Origin of the sequence: Shewanella aegiceratis, assembly GCF_019457495.1 — a bacterium.
GTDB lineage: Bacteria > Pseudomonadota > Gammaproteobacteria > Enterobacterales > Shewanellaceae > Shewanella > Shewanella loihica.
In genome coordinates, this window is sequence record NZ_CP080416.1 from 2,592,320 (window position 1) to 2,611,519 (window position 19,200).

General features: G+C 51.9%; 18 protein-coding genes. 10 read left to right on the top strand and 8 right to left on the bottom strand.

The window, feature by feature from the left end:
• Window positions 1–130 precede the first annotated feature (130 nt).
• Both K0H80_RS11500 and K0H80_RS11505 read left to right on the top strand, forming a co-directional pair.
• A complete protein-coding gene (locus tag K0H80_RS11500; RefSeq protein WP_220071661.1) occupies window positions 131–736 on the top strand; it encodes an HAD family hydrolase in 606 nt (201 codons plus the stop codon).
• A gap of 93 nt (window positions 737–829) precedes the next feature.
• Window positions 830–1,360 (top strand): CIA30 family protein, encoded by a 531-nt coding sequence (locus tag K0H80_RS11505; protein WP_220071662.1) that lies wholly within the window; start codon window positions 830–832, stop codon window positions 1,358–1,360.
• Window positions 1,361–1,481: 121 nt separating this feature from the next.
• Here the strand turns inward: K0H80_RS11505 and K0H80_RS11510 are convergent, their stop codons facing one another.
• Entirely contained in the window at window positions 1,482–2,666 is a 1,185-nt protein-coding gene (locus tag K0H80_RS11510) for a cyclic di-GMP phosphodiesterase (RefSeq protein WP_220071663.1), read from the bottom strand.
• A gap of 386 nt (window positions 2,667–3,052) precedes the next feature.
• On the opposite strand from K0H80_RS11510, the gene K0H80_RS11515 reads away from it, so the two are divergent.
• Genes K0H80_RS11515 through xthA form a run of 3 tightly spaced genes read left to right on the top strand, consistent with a single transcriptional unit; the run spans window position 3,053 to window position 4,730 of the window.
• The gene (locus K0H80_RS11515) at window positions 3,053–3,598 is read left to right on the top strand and encodes a septation protein A (protein WP_011866058.1); all 546 of its coding nucleotides are present in this window, start codon (window positions 3,053–3,055) and stop codon (window positions 3,596–3,598) included.
• Window positions 3,598–3,897 carry a YciI family protein gene (locus K0H80_RS11520; protein WP_011866059.1) on the top strand — a complete coding sequence of 100 codons (300 nt, stop codon included), beginning with the start codon at window positions 3,598–3,600 and terminating at the stop codon, window positions 3,895–3,897. Before K0H80_RS11515 ends, K0H80_RS11520 begins: the two co-directional genes overlap by 1 nt.
• Window positions 3,898–3,920: 23 nt before the next feature.
• Complete coding sequence (xthA, locus tag K0H80_RS11525; RefSeq protein WP_220071664.1) at window positions 3,921–4,730, top strand: exodeoxyribonuclease III; 810 nt, start codon at window positions 3,921–3,923, stop codon at window positions 4,728–4,730.
• Between the two features lie 239 nt (window positions 4,731–4,969).
• Here xthA and K0H80_RS11530 read toward each other — a convergent pair whose 3' ends face one another.
• From K0H80_RS11530 to K0H80_RS11560, 7 genes are all read right to left on the bottom strand, one after another.
• A complete protein-coding gene (locus tag K0H80_RS11530; RefSeq protein ID WP_220071665.1) occupies window positions 4,970–6,418 on the bottom strand; it encodes a methyl-accepting chemotaxis protein in 1,449 nt (482 codons plus the stop codon).
• A 71-nt stretch (window positions 6,419–6,489) separates the two neighbouring features.
• Window positions 6,490–6,984 carry a DUF1097 domain-containing protein gene (locus K0H80_RS11535; protein WP_144202875.1) on the bottom strand — a complete coding sequence of 165 codons (495 nt, stop codon included), beginning with the start codon at window positions 6,982–6,984 and terminating at the stop codon, window positions 6,490–6,492.
• A 234-nt stretch (window positions 6,985–7,218) separates the two neighbouring features.
• Window positions 7,219–9,462, bottom strand: a complete 2,244-nt coding sequence (locus K0H80_RS11540) for a xanthine dehydrogenase family protein molybdopterin-binding subunit (RefSeq protein WP_220071666.1) — start codon at window positions 9,460–9,462, stop codon at window positions 7,219–7,221.
• Complete coding sequence (locus K0H80_RS11545; RefSeq protein WP_144202869.1) at window positions 9,459–9,965, bottom strand: (2Fe-2S)-binding protein; 507 nt, start codon at window positions 9,963–9,965, stop codon at window positions 9,459–9,461. The genes K0H80_RS11540 and K0H80_RS11545 overlap by 4 nt, the downstream gene beginning before the upstream one ends.
• A 79-nt stretch (window positions 9,966–10,044) precedes the next feature.
• Window positions 10,045–10,791 carry a nucleotidyltransferase family protein gene (locus K0H80_RS11550; RefSeq protein ID WP_220071667.1) on the bottom strand — a complete coding sequence of 249 codons (747 nt, stop codon included), beginning with the start codon at window positions 10,789–10,791 and terminating at the stop codon, window positions 10,045–10,047.
• The gene (locus K0H80_RS11555) at window positions 10,788–11,852 is read right to left on the bottom strand and encodes an XdhC family protein (RefSeq protein ID WP_220071668.1); all 1,065 of its coding nucleotides are present in this window, start codon (window positions 11,850–11,852) and stop codon (window positions 10,788–10,790) included. Before K0H80_RS11555 ends, K0H80_RS11550 begins: the two co-directional genes overlap by 4 nt.
• A 176-nt stretch (window positions 11,853–12,028) precedes the next feature.
• A complete protein-coding gene (locus K0H80_RS11560; protein ID WP_220071669.1) occupies window positions 12,029–12,673 on the bottom strand; it encodes an MBL fold metallo-hydrolase in 645 nt (214 codons plus the stop codon).
• A gap of 186 nt (window positions 12,674–12,859) precedes the next feature.
• Here K0H80_RS11560 and K0H80_RS11565 point away from each other — a divergent pair, with 186 nt between their 5' ends.
• From K0H80_RS11565 to K0H80_RS11585, 5 genes are all read left to right on the top strand, one after another.
• Window positions 12,860–14,149 (top strand): alpha/beta fold hydrolase, encoded by a 1,290-nt coding sequence (locus K0H80_RS11565; protein WP_220071670.1) that lies wholly within the window; start codon window positions 12,860–12,862, stop codon window positions 14,147–14,149.
• A 973-nt stretch (window positions 14,150–15,122) separates the two neighbouring features.
• Entirely contained in the window at window positions 15,123–16,799 is a 1,677-nt protein-coding gene (locus K0H80_RS11570; protein ID WP_220071671.1) for a choice-of-anchor X domain-containing protein, read from the top strand.
• Window positions 16,792–17,364 (top strand): hypothetical protein, encoded by a 573-nt coding sequence (locus K0H80_RS11575; protein ID WP_220071672.1) that lies wholly within the window; start codon window positions 16,792–16,794, stop codon window positions 17,362–17,364. Before K0H80_RS11570 ends, K0H80_RS11575 begins: the two co-directional genes overlap by 8 nt.
• A gap of 847 nt (window positions 17,365–18,211) precedes the next feature.
• The gene (locus tag K0H80_RS11580; RefSeq protein ID WP_220071673.1) at window positions 18,212–18,781 is read left to right on the top strand and encodes a hypothetical protein; all 570 of its coding nucleotides are present in this window, start codon (window positions 18,212–18,214) and stop codon (window positions 18,779–18,781) included.
• Between the two features lie 128 nt (window positions 18,782–18,909).
• Window positions 18,910–19,188: a hypothetical protein gene (locus K0H80_RS11585; protein WP_220071674.1), complete on the top strand. Its 279-nt coding sequence runs from the start codon at window positions 18,910–18,912 to the stop codon at window positions 19,186–19,188.
• Window positions 19,189–19,200 lie beyond the last annotated feature (12 nt).

Below are 19,200 nucleotides of genomic sequence, written 5' to 3' on the forward strand. Positions count from 1 at the left end.
CTAACAGGAGTGACAGGCAGCTACTGGCTATACTGATAGCTATTAAGCTAGCGACTTTCTTAACAACAGCCTTCTTAACAGCAACCTTCTTAACAACAACCTTCGCCTTGAATCTAGATAAGGACTCTTCATGCAGAGCTTTAATAACTTGTTTAAGGGAGTGATCTTCGACCTCGACGGCACCTTAGTGAGCAGCTCCCTCGACTTTAAGGCCCTCAAGCGGGCGGTCGGCTGCCCGTTAGACCAGGATATTCTCGCCTTCGTGCAGCAACTGCCAACAGAGCGCGCCAAGAAGGCCCATAGCATCATCACCCAGGCCGAGCACCTGGACGCTATGAGCGCCAAGGCGATGAGTGGCGCCTTAGCCCTGCTGGATTTTTTGTTGCTGCAACAGATCCCAACGGCAATCGTCACCCGCAACAGCCGCCAGGCGGCCGAATTAAAGATAGAGCGCTGCGCCCTGCCAATCGATCTCATTCTCAGCCGCGACGATGGCCCGGCCAAGCCAGATCCCAGCTGTCTGCTGGCGCTAGCAAAGTTGTGGCAGCTGCCGCCGTCGCAGATAGCCTATGTGGGCGACCATCACTATGATATCCAGGCGGCCAAACGAGCGGGCATGCCATCTGTGCTAGTCAGCGAGCAGAGAGCCTATGGCGAGCAGCATGACGCCAGCTACATCTTCAGGGATCTCATGGCGCTGCACAGGGCCTTGCCGTCCATCTCTCTGTGCGCCTGAGCTTGCAAACAATAAGCAGCGCACATGAAGATGCTACTTGGCTTGACCTTGCTAGGCCCTTACCTTCTCACTATCCAAGGAGTCGATACTAAGATGGAAACATTAGCCTTACTGACTCATCCAGGTCACTGGCAAATCGTCAACGATGGGGTAATGGGAGGCCGCTCCCAGAGCGAGCTGAGTGAGTTCCTCAACGCCAATCAGCAATATCGACTGCGCTTTAGCGGCAATGTCTCCCTCGAGAACAACGGCGGCTTCGCCTCGGTGTCGCGCACATTAAGCCAGGAGGAGCAGCAGATTTTGCAACAGGCTCGTCCAGGCGGCATTCGCCTCACCACCTTAGGTGATGGCAAGCACTACCAGCTCAGACTCAAAGTGCTTAAGCAGGGCGAGCTGGTCAGCTACAAGGCAAACTTCGATACCCAGGCGGGCAGACTCGAGCAGTGGACATTTACCCCAGGGGAGTTTATCGAGACCTTTCGCGGCGCGGACTATCCAACGCGGCCCTACCCAGACCTGACGCAACTGGTCGCCGTTGGTCTCTTGATTGGTAATGGCCAAGCGGGAGATTTTGAGCTGCAACTCGCCGAGCTGGCAATTCAATACACACCGGCCTCGCAATGATCCAGGAAAGCCCAATTAACTCCGGTCGTTAAAGAGCTAGGGGTTAAATGAGCTAAGGGTTAAATGAGCTAAGGGCTAAAAAGCTAAGGCGTTAATAAGCTAGGGCTCGTCCAAAAAAGCGCTAGCCCTCGTGGGAGAGAAACTCGATGATCTCATCCATGTCGAGGTCGAAATCATCGGCGCGCACATTCTTGACTATGATGTCGTCACGCATCGCCGCCAGATCGATATTGGCGGAGATCTCGAAATGATTGGGATTCAGGCTATAGAAGGGCTTCACCTTGGGGCGGATAGGGTCTTGATGATTATGACTCTCGACGATCGCCAGACGGTTAGATTCCAGCTGCACCAGAGAACCCACGGGATAGACCCCCATGCACTTGATGAAGTGATCCACCAACTCGGCATCCAGCTCGTTATTCTCCCCCAGGGCGCGCAGTATGCTAAAGGCCTTCACCTGAGGATAACCCGCCTTATAACAGCGATTGGCGGTCAAGGCATCGAAGATGTCACAGATGGCGATCATCCGGCCAAAACGGGAGATCGCCTCGGCGCTGACGCCAAAGGGATAACCCTTGCCGTTGAGCTTCTCATGATGCAGCCTGGCGACCTCAAGGCTCAGCGGGCTGATGTTGGGTGTATTCTCTATGATGCGGATGGAGTGATTGGCATGGGTCTTCATCACCTCAAACTCCTCGGTCGTCAACCGACCCGGCTTATCGAGAATGCTTGGGGGGATCATGATCTTACCCACATCGTGTAGGAAGGCGCCGATCGCCAGCTCACTCACTATTTCTTTATCTATCTTGAGATAGCAGGCAAAAATCGTCATCAGCACAGAGACGGCCACCGAGTGTTCCAGCAGATATTGATCTTTATGGCGTATGTTGATCACGCAGGCCAGCGCATCGGGATTATCGAATATCGCCTCGATTGACTGCTCCGTGACCCGTCTCACCGGCTCCAGCGTCAGGGGCACGCCAGCTTGGGCATCGTCAAACAGGCGTCTCTGTATCGCCTTAGACTCGTTAAACAGCTGCTTGGCCTGGCTAAGTCGCTGTTTAAACAGTCCAGGAGGTTTCGTTAGCCGGGCGGCTTGTTTAACCTTGGCAGGCTCAGCTGGTGTTACACGCTGTTTGCTGCTGTCGACCAACAGCTTCTCAATGCCTTTACGCTTAAAGCCATCAATCACCTGCTGTTTAGTGATCCATCCCTGCTCCGCCAGTTGAAACTTGTTCTTGGGCTGAGTGATCTCAACCACATACATGCCAACGGCCAGTTCAGAAACATCCAGTTCCACTTTCATATGCTGTACGCCTGCCCCCAGGAGGAAATTCGCTGCTTGCTCTGAGACGCCAAGGTTTTCAAAAACCTACTTGGCATCATCTGCAAAAATGTAACACAAGCTTAAACAAAAAACTGCGCCTCAATAGCATCAAGATTTGAGACAAATCAAAAATCTCACCAATAATCATTAACATACAAACAACAAATATCCACTAAGGCTAGCCTGACTGCGCAAAAGAGCAACAGCATGGTCACTTAATTATCAAACACCAGATGTGCGCTATCCCAGATTAAGGGAATTTCATCCCAATTGCGCCGCTTTCACCGCGCCCCAACGTTTGCCCCACTCAAGAGGCATGTTACACTGCCAGCCATCTATATCCCTTGTTTGGTGAACTAGCCTACATGAAACAACTGCTCGACTTTTTACCTCTGGTGATCTTTTTCGCCGTCTATAAATTTTTCGACATCTATATCGCCAGCGGCGCCCTGATCGTGGCCACCGCACTGCAGTTGGTAGTCACCTATCTGCTCTATAAGAAGATAGAGAAGATGCACCTGATCACCTTCGCCATGGTGAGCTTCTTCGGCACCCTCACCTTGGTCTTTCACGACGATGCCTTTATCAAATGGAAGGTCACTGTAGTCTATGCCCTGTTCGCCCTGGCGCTGGCCCTGAGCCAATATCTGAAGAAGCCAATCCTCAAAGGGATGCTAGGTAAGGAGCTTATCGTCGCCGACAAGATATGGTCGCGGGTCACCTGGTATTGGGTCACCTTCTTCCTCGCCTGTGGCCTGGTTAACATCTATGTCGCCTTTAACCTGTCTCAGGAAACCTGGGTCAATTTCAAGGTGTTTGGCCTCACGGCCCTGACACTGATCAACACAGTGATCACTGTGGTATACCTCTACAAACACATGCCTGAAGAACATAAAAAGGAACTCAAATAATGTGGTACATGATCTCATCTCAAGATGTTGAAAACAGCTTAGAAAAACGCCTTCAAGCCCGTCCTGACCACCTGGCACGCCTGCAGGAGCTCTCTGACGAGGGGCGCCTGATGATCGCAGGCCCACACCCAGCCATCGACAGCGACAACCCAGGTGAAGCCGGCTTTACAGGCTCTCTGGTGGTTGCCGAGTTCGACTCACTGGAAGCGGCGCAGGCCTGGGCAGATCAAGACCCATACGTGGCCGCCGGCGTCTACCAAAGCGTCATCGTAAAACCCTTTAAGCGCGTACTCCCTTAACCAAAATCGCAGGAAGCAAGCACTTGAAAATTGTTTCATTTAACATCAATGGTCTCAGGGCCAGACTGCACCAGCTACAGGCGCTGATCGACAGCCATAGCCCGGATATCATCGGCCTGCAGGAGACCAAGGTCCACGACGAGGCCTTCCCCCTGGCCGAGGTCGAGGCCATGGGCTATCAGGTGCACTACCATGGTGGCAAGGCCCACTATGGCGTGGCCATGCTCTCCAAACTGCCACCGGTCAAGGTGCAGAAAGGTTTCCCCACAGATGATGACGAAGCCCAGCGCCGGATGATCATGGGCACCTTTACCCAGGCCAACGGCCGTCAACTGACGGTGCTCAACGGTTACTTCCCCCAGGGCGAGAACATCAGCCATGAAACCAAGTATCCGGCCAAGCGCAAGTTTTACCAGGACCTGATGCTCTATCTGCAGCAGCACCATAGTCCAGATGAAGATATCGCCATCATAGGCGACATCAACATCTCGCCAATCGATTTGGATATCGGCATAGGTGAAGTCAACGCCAAGCGTTGGTTGAAGACGGGTAAATGTAGCTTCCAGCCCGAAGAGCGTGAGTGGCTACAGACGCTGCTGGATTGGGGATTAATCGACACCTTCCGTCAGCTGCATCCGACACGCTCTGAGCGCTACTCCTGGTTCGACTATCGCAGCAAGGGGTTCGATGATAACCGCGGCCTGCGCATCGACGTGATCCTGGCAACGCCGTCACTGGCTGAGCGCCTGACCGAATCTGACGTAGACTATGATCTGCGCGGTATCGACAAGCCTTCCGATCATGCACCCATCTGGAGCTGCTTCAAAGACTAATACCAATCACGGTAAATAAGTGATCAGAAATAGCACAGGAAAAACGGTCGAGAACAAGGCAGTATTTTTCGATAAGTAATTATTCTACAATCAAAAATAGTAACGCCGTTAGCGGAGGTTCTAACCAGCTAGCATGATCAATTATTTACTACGATTGGTATCATTAGTTGATGGATCGAAAAAGGCGCCGAGGGCGCCTTTTTTATTGAGTCACTTTTATAGACTATTGATTCATCTAGCTACTGCAAGCGATATTGCGACAAAATCCCATCCAGCTCAGTGGAAGACTGCTGCAGCTCGCTAGCCAAGACCACCGAACGCTCGGCGGTCTCCTTGATGGTCTGGGACTGGTCACGGATCTCATTGAGCTGGGAGGCGATATCCCGCGCCGATACACTCTGCTCTTCTGCCGAGGCCGCGATCTGCGAGCTCATGTCGAACACCTGATCGATAGAATCGGCCATGGTATCCACATCGCTGCCCACTGACTCTATGGCCGCGCGGCCAAGTTCGGCCTGCTCGACGATCTCATGGGTAATATCCGCCAGCTGACCCGAGCCCGACTGCAGCCCCTCGATCATCGACTGTATCTCCACCGTCGCCTGCTGGGTGCGTCCCGCCAGGGTACGAACCTCGTCGGCCACCACGGCAAAGCCACGGCCCTGCTCACCGGCACGCGCCGCCTCGATGGCCGCATTCAGCGCCAGCAGGTTGGTCTGCTCGGAAATACCGTTGATGGTGGTCACCACGGCGCCAATTTCTGTGGCGTTGCCCGACAGCTGATCCACCGCGCTGGAGGCCGCATCTATCTGGCCAGTCAACTGGCCGATACGGCGCACCGCCTCGGCGATACGCTGCTTGCTGTCGGCCGCGGCCGTCGCATTATGCTTGGTATGATCTGAGGTGTTTGCCGCGTTATGGGACACCTCTTCGATGGCGGCGGTCATCTGATCCATCGCCACGGCGACGGTATCGAGAAACTGATGCTGGAACTGCGCCAGCTCATCGTTCTGCTTCGCCTGCAGATTAAACTCATCGGAGGCATTAGCGAGCGTCCTGGCGTTGTTGCCTATGGCCTTAACCATCTCGCTCATGTTGTCGGCGTTTCGGTCGATCTCCCTGGCGATAAGGCTAAAGTCATCCTTACCGAAGAAATTGAGTCTGAAGGAGAGATCGCCATCGGCTAAGCGCTTGATAGCGATATACATGTCCCACAGGCCGCCGCCCAGGGAGGTAGAGATCCAGTAACTTAGCTGATACAGCGGATAGAGGGCGATAAGGGCGACCCACAGCATCCACCAGGCATCGCTCTTGCCTTCGGCTTCCCAGGCGGCAACGTCCTGGCTCAGCTGCAGATATTGACCGGCGACCGGCGCGCTAGCGGTCACGCTATCACCGCGGCGCGACTGCTCATCTCGAGATGCCAGCCTCAGGCTGTTGTCCTGGGCAAAACGCGCCAGCGAGTCACCACTTAAGCCCATCTGGCTCGCCACCTTGGCATAGGCATCGACGCTCGCCTGTACCCGGGCCGCCGAGCCGGCGTGCAATTGATTGTTGGCGGCATTTAAGTTCAGCAAGGCGATGGTCAGGGTAATGGCCGTCACCATAGAGCAGACCACCCAAAATTTACCGTTAAGACTGAGTTTGATCAGCAAGGCATCTATCTTTCTAAACTGGATAGCTTTCATGGAAACCCACTTGTTTATCAGGCTAAATTGACAATTTCTTTCGACCTACAGAATCAAGTTAAGCACAATTTTTATTGTTGAGCCTTGATTAGACGTAACTTTATGGCAGGTATAGTCTTGGCGGTAAAAGCCACCATCTGTCCCGTTAGGAGTGTCATGGCATAACCCAACAGCGCACCTATCACGAGTGGCGGCAGTATGCTTGCCATATCGCCACCCAGGGCGAAGGTGATGCAGCAGCCGATGAAGGCGCCGGGAATAAAGGCGAGTCGTTGATAGCTGGCTTGCAGACACATCAGGCTGGTAACGATACCTGTCAGCAGATAACCCACCAGCGGCGTATCGAAATAGCTACCACCGGAGATCACCACCCAGGCCCAGAACACGCCGGAGAGATTAGTGAACCAAGTCATTAACACCCCTTGAAAGCCCGCCTTTGGCTGAGCGAAGAAAGTGCTACACGCGAGAAAGCCAACCCAAGTGACTAAGTGAAATGCATCGGCGACCCCTGCCCAAACGGCAGCAAGTAGCCCTGCAGATAATGCGACCTGCATACGATTTTCCATGTATGACCCCTCATTACAGTGGAATATTATTTTTGGTTAAATTACTCCAAATTGAATGACAAAAACAGGATCTAGGCCAAATAAACCGGATTAAATGTTATTGAATTGAAAAACCGGCAGCATTTGTAGTAAAAGAACCAAAAATCGTGTCACAAGTGCATAAGAACGGCGAGAAAAAAGCCAGTCGATATAACGACTGGCTTTAATGGTCTACAGCCTATCTATGGATAGCGGCTAGATCTTGAAATGATCGCTCAGGGGCAGATCGCGAATGCGCGTGCCGCTGGCCGCATAGATGGCGTTGACGATACTGGGCGCGATGGGTGGTACGCCCGGTTCGCCCACCCCGGCGGGCGGCGCCATAGATGGCACCAAGATGGTCTCTATCTCGGGGCATTGACTCAGTCGCAGCAGCGGATAGTCATGAAAGTTAGACTGCTCTACCCGTCCATCCTTAAAGCTAATGCGCCCCATCAGGGCGATGCTCAGGCCAAACATCACGGCGCCTTCTAGCTGAGAGGCCACCCGGTCAGGGTTGACCAGGGTGCCGGCATCGATGGCGATAACCGTCTTAAGCACCTTAAGCTGCTTATCCTGAGTCACCTCCACCAGGCTCGCGGCCGCCACATAGGCGGTAAAGCTGCGGTGCACCGCAAAGCCCCACCCCTGGCCTGCTTCAGGCTTAGCCATCTGCTTCACCTTCTGCTCCACCGCTGAGATCACCCCCTTATAACGGGCGGTGTCCACAGGGTGACGCTCTAACGTCTCGCCATAGTTGCCATAGTTGAACTGCTGATCGCTAAAGGTCTCCAGCCTGTCCTTACCCAGCAGCTCGCGCCACATGGTAAAGGTATCCAGGCCGCGTTTGCTTGCCAGTTCATCGACAAATACCCCTATGCCGAAGCCATGCTGAATGTTGCACACAGAGCGCATCCAGCCGATACGGGTATGGGCGCTGGCCTTTACCGACTCACAGCGCAGGCTGTCGATGGCCAGGGGCACATCCACGAAGCCCAGATCCAGCTCGGAGGCGCTGGGTTCATCCACACCTTCGGCGAAGGTGGAGCTGATGCTGGGGAAGCCGGTGCGCTGCAATATGGCCTCGACCGCCTTGTCGCCGACTCTGGCCTTGAAATATTGGGCGCTGATGGCATGCAGGTAACCATTTTGCAGCTCATCTTCCCGGCTCCAGCACACCTTGACCGGCCGCCCAATTTTTTGGGACAGCAGCGCCGCCTCGACACAGAAATCTGGCTTAGACTTGCGACCAAAGCCGCCGCCCAACAGAGTCACATGCACTGTCACCTGCTCGGCCTGCAGCCCCAAGGCTGCGGCAACTGTGCCTTGGGCACTCTGAGGCGTCTGGGTCGATGCCCAGATCTCGGCGCCCTTATCGGTCACGCTGGCGGCCGCCGCCGGCGGCTCCATCATGGCGTGGGCCAGATAGGGCACGCTGTAGACCGCCTCTATGGTCTTGTCCGCCGGCCAGCTCTGGCTCTGCTCGCCAAGTTGCCTGACGGGCTTGCCGCTCTTCTGCACCGCGCGCTTCAGCTGCGCCAGATAAGCGCTGGAATCGTGCCCATGGTTTGGTGAGTCGCTCCAGCTAATTTTAAGCGCCTTACGCCCCTGGGCCACACTCCAGGAGTTAGTGGCCAGCACGGCGACGCCGCCCAGCGGCTGAAAACTTGGTGCGCCTTGATGTCCCGGCAAAGTAATAACATCCACCACTCCGGCGACGGCGCGGGCCGCCTTATCATCGAGCTTGTCCACCTTACTGCCGAGCACCGGCGGGCGCACTATGCTGGCATAGAGCATGTTTTCCAGCTGGATGTCGTAACCATACTCGGCGCTGCCGTCTAAAATCGCCTCCATATCCACTATGGTGTGGCCCTTGCCGATATGGGTAAAGGCCTTGGCTGACTTGAGTTTAAGGCCGGTCACCTCGGGCAGTGGCAGCTTAGCGGCTGCCATGGCCAGCTCACCGAAGCTGAGGCTGCGACCGGAGCCCGAGTGAGTGACCTTGTTATCGGCCGTGCTCAGCTCGGCTACCGGCACCTTGAGACGTTCGGCCGCGGCCTGCTCCAGCATGGTACGGGCCATGGCGCCCATCTCACGCATCTTGTCGAACCCCTTGCGTATGCTGCGGGAGCCATCAGTGTTCTGACTGCCGTAGCGTTTGTCCGCCAGCCCCTGCACCACCACGACCTTGTCCCAGTCGGCGCCTAGCTCGTCCGCCAGCACCTGAGGGATACCGGTGCGAATCCCCTGCCCCATCTCGGAGCGGTGACAGGTGAGATAGACCCTGTCATCCTCGCCGATGGCGATGAACAGATTGAGGCGCGCCTCGCCGTTTTGGGCCAGCGCCATCGGGCTCCAGGCAAGGCCACTGGCTCCCAGGGCCAGACCGCCACCGGCCGCGCCAAACAGCTTTAACACATCCCGGCGACTGAAATTTTGTACCGCGCTGAACTGACTCATGCCTCGACCTCCCTTTCGCTCACATCCCTTTCGCTCAGATCAAGCTGAGCCGCTGTGCCGCTCGCCTGTTTGATCGCCGCCTTGATGCGGGTATAGGTGCCGCAGCGACACAGGTTACCCACCATGGCCTCCTCTATTTGGGCATCGTTTGGCTGAGGATATTGACTCAGCAGCGCCGCCGCCGACATCAATTGCCCCGCCTGACAGTAGCCACACTGGGGCACATTATTGTCGCGCCAGGCCTGCTTGAGGCCATCGGCCGCCAGCCCCTCTATGGTGGTCACCTGCTTGCCCTGCACCTGCTTTAGGCTGGTCAGACAGGCCCTGGCGGGCTCGCCATCGACATGTATGGTGCAGGCGCCACAGAGACCGGCGCCGCAGCCATATTTGGTACCCGTCAGCCCCAGGAGATCCCTGATGGCCCAGAGCACTGGCATATTGGGATCGGCATCTAAGGTATAATCTTTTCCGTTTATCTTGAGTCCTAGTTTGGATTGGGACATCAGTTTCTCCTTGTTGACCAATAGGCTATGGTTAACGGCCTTGCTTTAATTTGAATAGTTTTAATTCGAGTCGGTGGTGTCATTGGGCGCCCGCCTTGCTCCTCGCCAAGTACGCCATTAGCTGAGATCGGGTATCGATATCGACGCTGGCAGCCTCCATCGCCATGGCGATGAGGCTGCCCTCCTGGTAACGTCGAGACAAGAGGGCCTTGGCGCCGCGATCGCCGCTCAGGTTAGACAGCGCCTCATAATCGTCAAAATGAAACAGCGCCGGCGCCCCCAGAGTTAACTCATAATAGGCACAAACCCGGGTGTTTGCCCGGACGCGGGCGCGAAACAGCCCAAGGTAATCATCAGCCCCCAGTAGCAGCTGATCCCCAAGGGCAATCAATAGCGTCTCGGCGCGCTTCGACCTGGCCTCCTTGGCCGCCGCGGCGATAGAGTGACCAAGCCCCCCTTTCCAGTCAGGGTTATGCACTAGCTTAGCCGATGGCGGCAAGCAGGCTGCCACCGCCTCATGGTAGGCACCGGTGATCACACAAAGACTCGCGCCTAATCTGGCTGCCACCTCACTTAGCGCATGAAATTGGTGACCTATCAGGGTCGTCGGGGATGGACCGGCAACGTAATGAGCCACTATGTTTTTAGATTCAGTCGGCTTAGGTTCTGACGAAGCACTTGCTAGGTCATTAGCGATTAAGTCATCACTCGCCAAATCATCATTTGTTAGGGACTGCGCCAGCTTCACGCCGCCGAAACGTCGGCTCTCCCCCGCCGCCAGCAGGGCGAGCATCACCTTACCTTGGATACAGGTATCAGGCTTCACGCCATCACCTCTTTGAGGGCGACCCGCTTGGCGCCGTGCAGCACGCCGTGACATTCGGACAATATGGAGAGGGCTATCGAAGATGGCAGCTCGCCCCCTAACGCCAGGCCGGCCGGCGCCGAGAAATAGGCGCCAAAGCTTGCAACCTCTAGCCCGGCAAGGGCCAGCACCCTGTCACGCCTATGGCCAGGGCCCAGCAGCGCCAGGTAGCTAAGCTCCCGGGCGTGTTGATGAATTGCCGCCAGGGCCTGGGCATCCAGCTCCAGGTTGTGCTGCATGACGATGGCGCCATCGAGGCGGATCCAGAAACTCTGTGGCAGCTCGTTGACCGGCAGCTTGATGATGTTGGCGCCGACAAAGTCATACTCCCTGGCATAGCTGGTGCGACGGTCGACCACATCCACTCGCCAGCCCAGCTGCTGAGCAATCTGACACACTGGCTGGGCATCCAGGCCGCCGCCGAAGATGGCGATGCGATGACGTTCACGCAGGGGAATTATGAGACTGGCTAGCTCACCCTGCAGGACGCCGGGACGGGGAAAGTCGCTCAGTTGCCAGCCCGCCTTGGCATCATCCAGGGCCTGCTGACTGGTCCACACCTGGGCGTCAACTGAATCTGAGGAGCCAGCGGCACTAGTCGAATCGAGCGACAGCGAAGCATCGACAAGATCTAGCTGATAATGGCATCGCCCCTGGCTGGCGAGCGCGGCCTTAAGCGCCTGAAAATGCAGATAGTGATTGGCGGCGCACAGGGGCACCAGCATGAGATGAACGAGTCCGCCACAGCCCAGCTGATAGCTGGCATCGGCCTCGTCGGTGGCATCGTAACAGACGCTGGCGGCCTGCCCCGTCTGGATCACCTTCTGGGCCAGGCGGCGCAGGTCGGCCTCCAGGCAGCCGCCGCTCACCAGGCCGACACTCATACCCATGCCGTGGATCAGCATCATGGCGCCCACCTTCCGATAGGCCGAGCCCTCCACATGGGTTACCACGGCCAGCACCCAATCATCTTGGGGCGCCGCCGACCAGGCGTTGAGCAGATCTTCGATGTGATGTGACATATCCCTGTGTCTCTTAGGCAAAATTAAGGACTAATGCCTTAACCTAGCAGACACAGAAATAAAAAACAGACTCAAAGCGTTGCAAAAGATTTCACAACGAAAAAACGGCGATTCGAATGAACCGCCGTCTTAAAACAAGTATTTAGAATCCTGATTATCAAGATTAGTTAGTGAGATCAGTTCAGCAGTTGATCCGCCACGAAGGGGTTTTGCTGACGCTCGGCGCCGAAGGTCGAGATAGGCCCATGACCGGGAATAAAGCTCACCTCACGGCCCAAAGGCCAGAGCACCTGGGTGATGGAGTTTATCAGATCCGTATGACTCGACTGAGGAAAATCGGTACGGCCGATAGAGCCCTTAAACAGCACATCACCCACCCAGGCCAGCTTGTCGGCCTCACTGTAGAACACGATATGGCCCGGCGTATGCCCGGGGCAATGCAGCACTTCCAGGGTCTGCTCGCCCACGGTGACGCGATCGCCCGATACAAGATACTGGGCTGGCTCGAAGGCGGCCACGGGCAGAAAACCAAAGTGCTTGCTCTGTTGCGGCAGGGTCTCCAGCCAGAAGGCATCATCCTTATGGGGGCCTATGATGGGCACCCCCGCCGCGTCGGCCAGCGCCTTGGCGCCGCCCACATGGTCAATATGGCCATGGGTGAGCAAGATTTTCTCTAGGGTCAAGCCATGATGGGCCAGCTGCTGCTGGATCCGCTCTATGTCGCCACCCGGGTCGACCACGGCCGCCTGTTTGGTTTTTTCACACCAGATGATGCTGCAATTTTGCTGAAATGGCGTCACAGGCACAATTTGATACTTCATCTTATTCTTTCCACTTTCATCCACCCCGGCATAGGTTAAATCATCGGGTTGGGATTCTCTAACGGCACTGACAAAAAGATTGATCTAGGATAACCTATCCGCGTCATTTAGTACCCTGCTGCCTGACATTAGCGCACATTTATTCATCAAAAAGCATTACCAACAAGAATCAATCAAAGGCTCATCATGTCCGATCTACAACGCCTCGCCGGCATCCATTGCCGCAAACACTTTTTTTCGCTGCCACTGGATCATCAAACCCCGGATGGCGAGTGCATCACAGTCTTCGCCCGGGAGTTAGTGACGCCTGAACACACTGATCGCAATCTGCCTTATCTGGTCTACTTCCAGGGCGGCCCTGGCTTTGGCGCCATCAGACCCGCAGCCAACGGCGGCTGGATAAAGCGCGCCCTGCAGGAATATCGCGTCTTGCTGCTGGATCAGCGCGGCACCGGCCTCTCGAGCCCGATCAACTATGCCTCACTGGCCCATCTGGACTCACAAGCCCAGGCCGACTACCTCAGCCATTTTCGCGCCGACAGCATCATCCAGGATGCCGAGCTTATTCGCGCGCAGCTCATAGGCGATGAGAAATGGAGCATACTCGGTCAGAGCTTCGGCGGCTTCTGCGTACTGAAATACCTAAACGATGCGCCCCATGGCCTACATGAGGCCTATATCACGGGCGGCATCCCTTCGCTGACCCGCAGCGCCGATGAGGTCTATCAGGCCGCCTACAAGCGGGTGCTAGCCAAGAACCAGGACTTCTTCGCCCGTTTCCCAGACGCGCAGGAGCTGGTTAAACGCCTGGCCAGCTACCTGCAAGAAAATGAAGTGCGCATCGCCACCGGCGAGCGTCTGACGGTGGAGATGCTGCAACTACTTGGGATCAACATAGGCATGGAGCAAGGCGGCGAACCCGTCTATTACCTGCTGGAGCAGGCCCTGATAGAGACGACCCAGGGCACTCAGGTCAACCCACTGTTTTTGGCTCACTTCTGCCAGCTATTGGACTTTAACACCAACCCCATCTTCGCCCTGCTGCACGAGAGCATCTATTGTCAGCAAGACGCCTCGAGCTGGGCGGCCCATAGGGTAAGACAGACTTATAACGAGTTTAACTACCAGGCAGACAAGCCCTTCCTGTTTACCGGCGAGATGGTCTACCCCTGGTTCTTCGATCAGTTCACTAACCTGAAACCGCTGAAACACGCGGCGCACCTGCTGGCCGACAAGGCCGACTGGCCCATGCTCTACGATCCCGCCAAGCTGGCCGACAACCAGGTGCCGGTCGCTGCAGCCATCTACAGCGAAGATATGTTTGTGGAGATGAATTACAGCCTGGAGACGGCAGCTCAGGTGGGTAACCTGAGGTACTGGCTCACCTCTGAATATGAGCATAATGGCATCCGTATGGATGGGGAGCATATATTGGATAGGTTGATTGAGATTAATCGAGGGGAGCGACTTAGGTAAATCTTCTCGGGGGCGTATCGCTCGCCCCTTTTCCCCTGCTCTATCTCTTGATCATTTCCTGTTTCATTCGGCGGCTCGAACATCGAGGCTATTTCGCGTTTCTAGCATAGTTATTTTAGCCGTTGGCGGTGATGGATTTTGTTGAGATGATTTGAAGATCGTACCTACATTGCTGTTAATTGCCTGCGGCAGGCTTATGTGCAGATACGCCTGTGAGACGCCGTGAATAAATCCCTTTAGGCTCTACCGAAACATCCCTGTTTCGGAAGCTCACCGGCGTATCTACACTCGGTATCCAACGTCTCTTCGATTTGGCTTCATTTGTTACGAGAAGTAATTGTAACTGTTCATCTGTTAAGTGAGTTGGGAGTTGTACCTTCATGGCAATCTAACGCCTGCTCCGGCGGGTGCTGTACATGGAAGTACAAATGTCGTAATCACAGGGATGTGAAGGAGCGACGGATGTGCAGATACGCCTGTGACACGCTGTGCGCCTTCTGACCTACATGGATGTAGGGAATGCCAAAAAATGTAGGGAACATTTTTGGCCTTGACCGCTCTGCGGTTTCATCCCTGAAACCGAAGGTCACCGGCGTATCTGCACTCGGTATCTAACATCTCCTCGATTTAGCTTCATCTGTTTCTCGTTGATATAAGCTATTATTTTTAAGGAAAACAGCGCATAAAATATGACGCGTCATGTTGAATACCAACTATAGATTAGATTAAAGTTTCACCAATCAAGGACAGAGCTAGGCCAACTCGATTCAAACATCGACGACGCCATACAGGGAATGAAAAAACCAACAAGCACCAATCAAATCCCTCAATAAGTTAACTCTGACCCTATTTAATTGGGAAAACAGCCGGAATCACGCAATCGTACTTTATGGAAATCTTGGCACCAGGTCTGGACAGATGGACAAGTCATAGACGATGTGCTTGGTGGAATGTTGGGGTGGAGTAATTTGAAATGAACAAGCTGATTTTAAGTACATTTTTAGGTATCTTGGCTGTACTCAATACTTTTAGTGCTAGTTCAATACCACAAAGCATACAGATTAATAAGTCTGGCGAGATTATAAATGGTGAGTTTTCAACATCATTTATGTCACCTGCTCTTGAAAAGTTTGTCATTTCGATCTCTATGGTTGATGATACGAACATTAGCAATATTCAGTTAATTATGCCGAGTGGAGTTGTCATTAATTCTGAGAATGCTTCAAATTACAATTGTAACTTTCTATTCTTTACCCCATTGACTCCACAAGAACACTTAATTTCGTTAGAAAAGAGCCTTATCATAGAGCTCAATAATGTTACCTCAGGTAACTATGTCATTACAGGAAAGGCGAGTGGCTCTCAAACTCTTATCCCAATCAGTATAAAATTCCCTACATCAAAGATAAATGTTGCATTAACAGTTGGCGAGGTTGGTCCAAATAAAAAACCAATTAGCGTAGGAAATATGTTTCCTGTCGATGTGCAACTGTATGATGATGGCGTTCCACTGGCTACAGCCGAAGCCTCTTTTGAGTTTGTGAAAGATGGTGTTGTAGTCAGCAAGATTATAGCTGTAGATGATGGCTCTGGAATGGACTTCAAAGCCAGTGATGGGAGTTATCATGCTTTTTTCATCCCTGAGGTTGAGGGGGAGTACACTGTGCTTGTCAGAATTAATGGTACTAATTTAAACGGTGAGAGGTTTGAAGTCAGTGTTGACCAAAGCTTTAAATCTATACTCCCACAAGTATATGTTACCGGCAGTGTTAATGAGATATTGGTCGACTTAGATAAAGATGGTTATATTGATGAACTCAGATTGGAGTTTGAGACTGCAGGCCCATTTCAATCGACAGGATTTTATTACAACGGGGTTACGTTAGAGACCGAAGATGGTACTAAAATTTTTGCAGGGAACAAAATGGATGCTACAAAAAATAAAATTTTTGTAACGTTTAAGGGGGAGAAACTAAGGAGCCTAGGATATTCAGGTAAATTTACAGTTTCAGATTTCTGGCTTGATTATGGTTATTTGAGGATTCAAGATAAAGATAATTTTTACACTACTTCATATTTTGAACAAGATTCCTGGGAACGAGACGATTTACTTTATTTAGGTAATGTGACATTCGAGCCCATTGACAGCGCGGATGGACGTTTCATCGAAATGATAAACGTATCCTTTGAGGTGGATACGCTTCCCGCAGCAGCAAAGTTTGGCTATTCGGCCACAATAACCACTGTCGGTGACGAGCATGTCGGAGTCTATGGCAATCCTGACATCGAACTGAAGAAAGGGATTAACAGAATTACATTCTCCATTCCTGCTGCTGATTTTGCAAAACTACAATCAAACACAGCATTGAAAATAAACCAATTAACCATGTACCCCTTGATAAAGGGTGGCAATGTTATATCTAAAAGGAATGTGGCAACCAGTGCATTATATTCCTGCTGGGAATTTCTAGGCTGTTCAACGGCCGAGAATGCCACTCCCGTTGCGGTAGGCGATGAGGTCACTTCTACTGGAAAAGCCATGTATATACATGTAGCCCAAAATGACTATGACGGTGATTTGCTCAAGGTTAGCGATCAAAAGAAAGATAATTTTGGCACGTTAACACAGTGGAGCATTCAGTTTGATTAAGTTAAGAATGTTAGAGGCGTTGTGTTCGCTATTATTCGGCGCAGCACTGTTTTACAGTGCAGCGCCTGGGGATACAGGTATCTCTTTTTTCCCTATGTTGCTGGATTTAGAGCCGCTCTACATATGCTTTGCTATCTGGCTAATATTATCCGGTCTTATCGCTTGGTATTTCGGGCCTGCTAAATGGCCGAATATGTTGGTTTTTGGAACCATAGGCATGTTGGCTGTTGTCTTGTTATATCCTGTTGAAAAAAGAGTCTATCAGCCCCCAAGCAAGATAGTTGCCGCCGCCACACAGTATTTGGATAACAACAATATCTTATATAGCGATTTCATAGCAGTTCCAAGGACTAGAAGCTTATTTGATCCATTTAGACCTCATTATTGGACTATTAGTGTTTACGCCAATAATAAATTTCCCAGTGAAGTAGAAACTGATGTTTCCTGGGATCTAGAAAAGCATGGGCGGTTTGCGGTGTATGTTAGAGAATCATTTTGGGGAACTCTGGATATTAAAAGTGGAACATGGTCATCCGATCCCTCATTTTTTTGGCATAAGAAGTAAATTGCATAAATTATGGATACCATCCAACAACACTTCAACATCACTCAAGCCCGTCTCTAGAGCGCAAAAGAAATTAATCGGGCTCGCCATATGATATGTGGAGTCAGTGATATGTGGGGTAAGAGTAGACTTTATTTGATTACCATATTTTTCCTCCCCCCTAGCTTTAGAGTTCATGCTCTATCGCATTTCTGTCCAAAAGTTTCTCACAAGATTAAATCGAATCAACTTGGGGAGAGGCTTAGGTAAATCTTCTCGGGGGCGTATCGCTCGCCCCTTTTCCCCTGCTCTATCTCTTGCTCATTTCCTGTTTCGTTAGCCGATTCGTCCGTCGAGGCTTTTTCATATTTTTAGCATGATTACTTTCGCCGTTAGCGGTGTTGGCGTTTGTTAAGGTGATTTGAAGGTCGAACCTTCATTGCTATCTAACGCCTGCCCGGCGAGGGATGTGCAAGCACACTTTTGGCACGCCGCAAGCACATCCGTGTGGGCTTCACGGCGGCGTCCATGCCGCCGAGAGCCAAAAGCGTGCTTACACCAGTATCTAAACGTCTCTTCGATTTGGTCCCATTGAGTGCGGAAAGGAGTCAAAAAGTTAACTTGTTTATACCCAACGCGCGTTTGTACACGTGATATTTCATATAACTCATTTTTATCAATCAGTTATGTGTTGACGACTTGAGATAATAGGTTTGGCAAACGCGCATGCGCGTTTTTCCAGATGGTATATTTAGCAAAATGCTGATAAGTTCATTGTATACAGATAGTTAACTGTGCGCGTTTTCACTGGTCCAACGAGGTAAACGCGCATGCGCACTAATAAAATGTTAGGCTACTAAGGAAAGTTATGAGCACACCTGAGGTTGTATCTGAATTATTGAGTACACGTGAAATCATTTCTATCGTTGCGGTTTGTGTGGCTTTTATAACATTTATTGTTACTAACGCTTGGAATTATAAGAACCATAAGAAAGATATAAAAAAGGATACGCTTTTAAAAGTCTCGGGAGCTATCAATAGGCAAACTCAATTAATTATAAAAATGGCCGACGTTAATACTGAACAGGCTGATATTAATAAAGTGCTCTCAGAAAATGAATTCATTTTTGGTCAAATGTTTACAGCCGCAAATGCAGAAACATCAAAAGTTGTTCTAGAGTATCTAGCTAATATAGCTGAAACCATCTTTGAAATTTCTTTAAAGAAAGGTAGCCCAGAGTGTGACTCACGAGAGCTTTTATCATTCGCACTTTCAAAGCACACTGATCACATGTTAAAAATGCCTAAGGTTATTTCTGTTATAAAGAAAGAATTAGGAATTTCAGGTGGTATTTTAGAGTTAGAAAGTGCAATCAAAACAGGTTGTGATCTAATAAATAATAAAATAAAGCCACTATTAAATAGTGGTGATAACTAGCCTAACAAGGCCTTCAAACGGACAAAATACAGTTGGCTATTTTCACTCCGTTCAATATTTTAGCCAACTATATTTAGCCGCTTAAGGTGGCGTTAAGCATCAAAACCAGAATTTACAGGAGTTTATGAATGGCACAAATTTATAGAACGGTTAGCCACGTTGATGGATGGCAAGGTCTCCCACAATATGAGATCCGTGGTAACGAAATATATCGTACTGTTTCGCACGTCGATGGCTGGCAGGGTTTGCCCCAGTATGAAATCCGAGGCAACGAAATATACCGAACAGTTTCACATGTAAACGGCTGGCAAGGGCTTCCGCAATATGAAATAAGAGGTAACCAAATCTATCGTACCGTTTCACATGTCGATGGTTGGCAAGGCCTGGCACAGTATGAAATCAAGTAATGCTTAACAAAG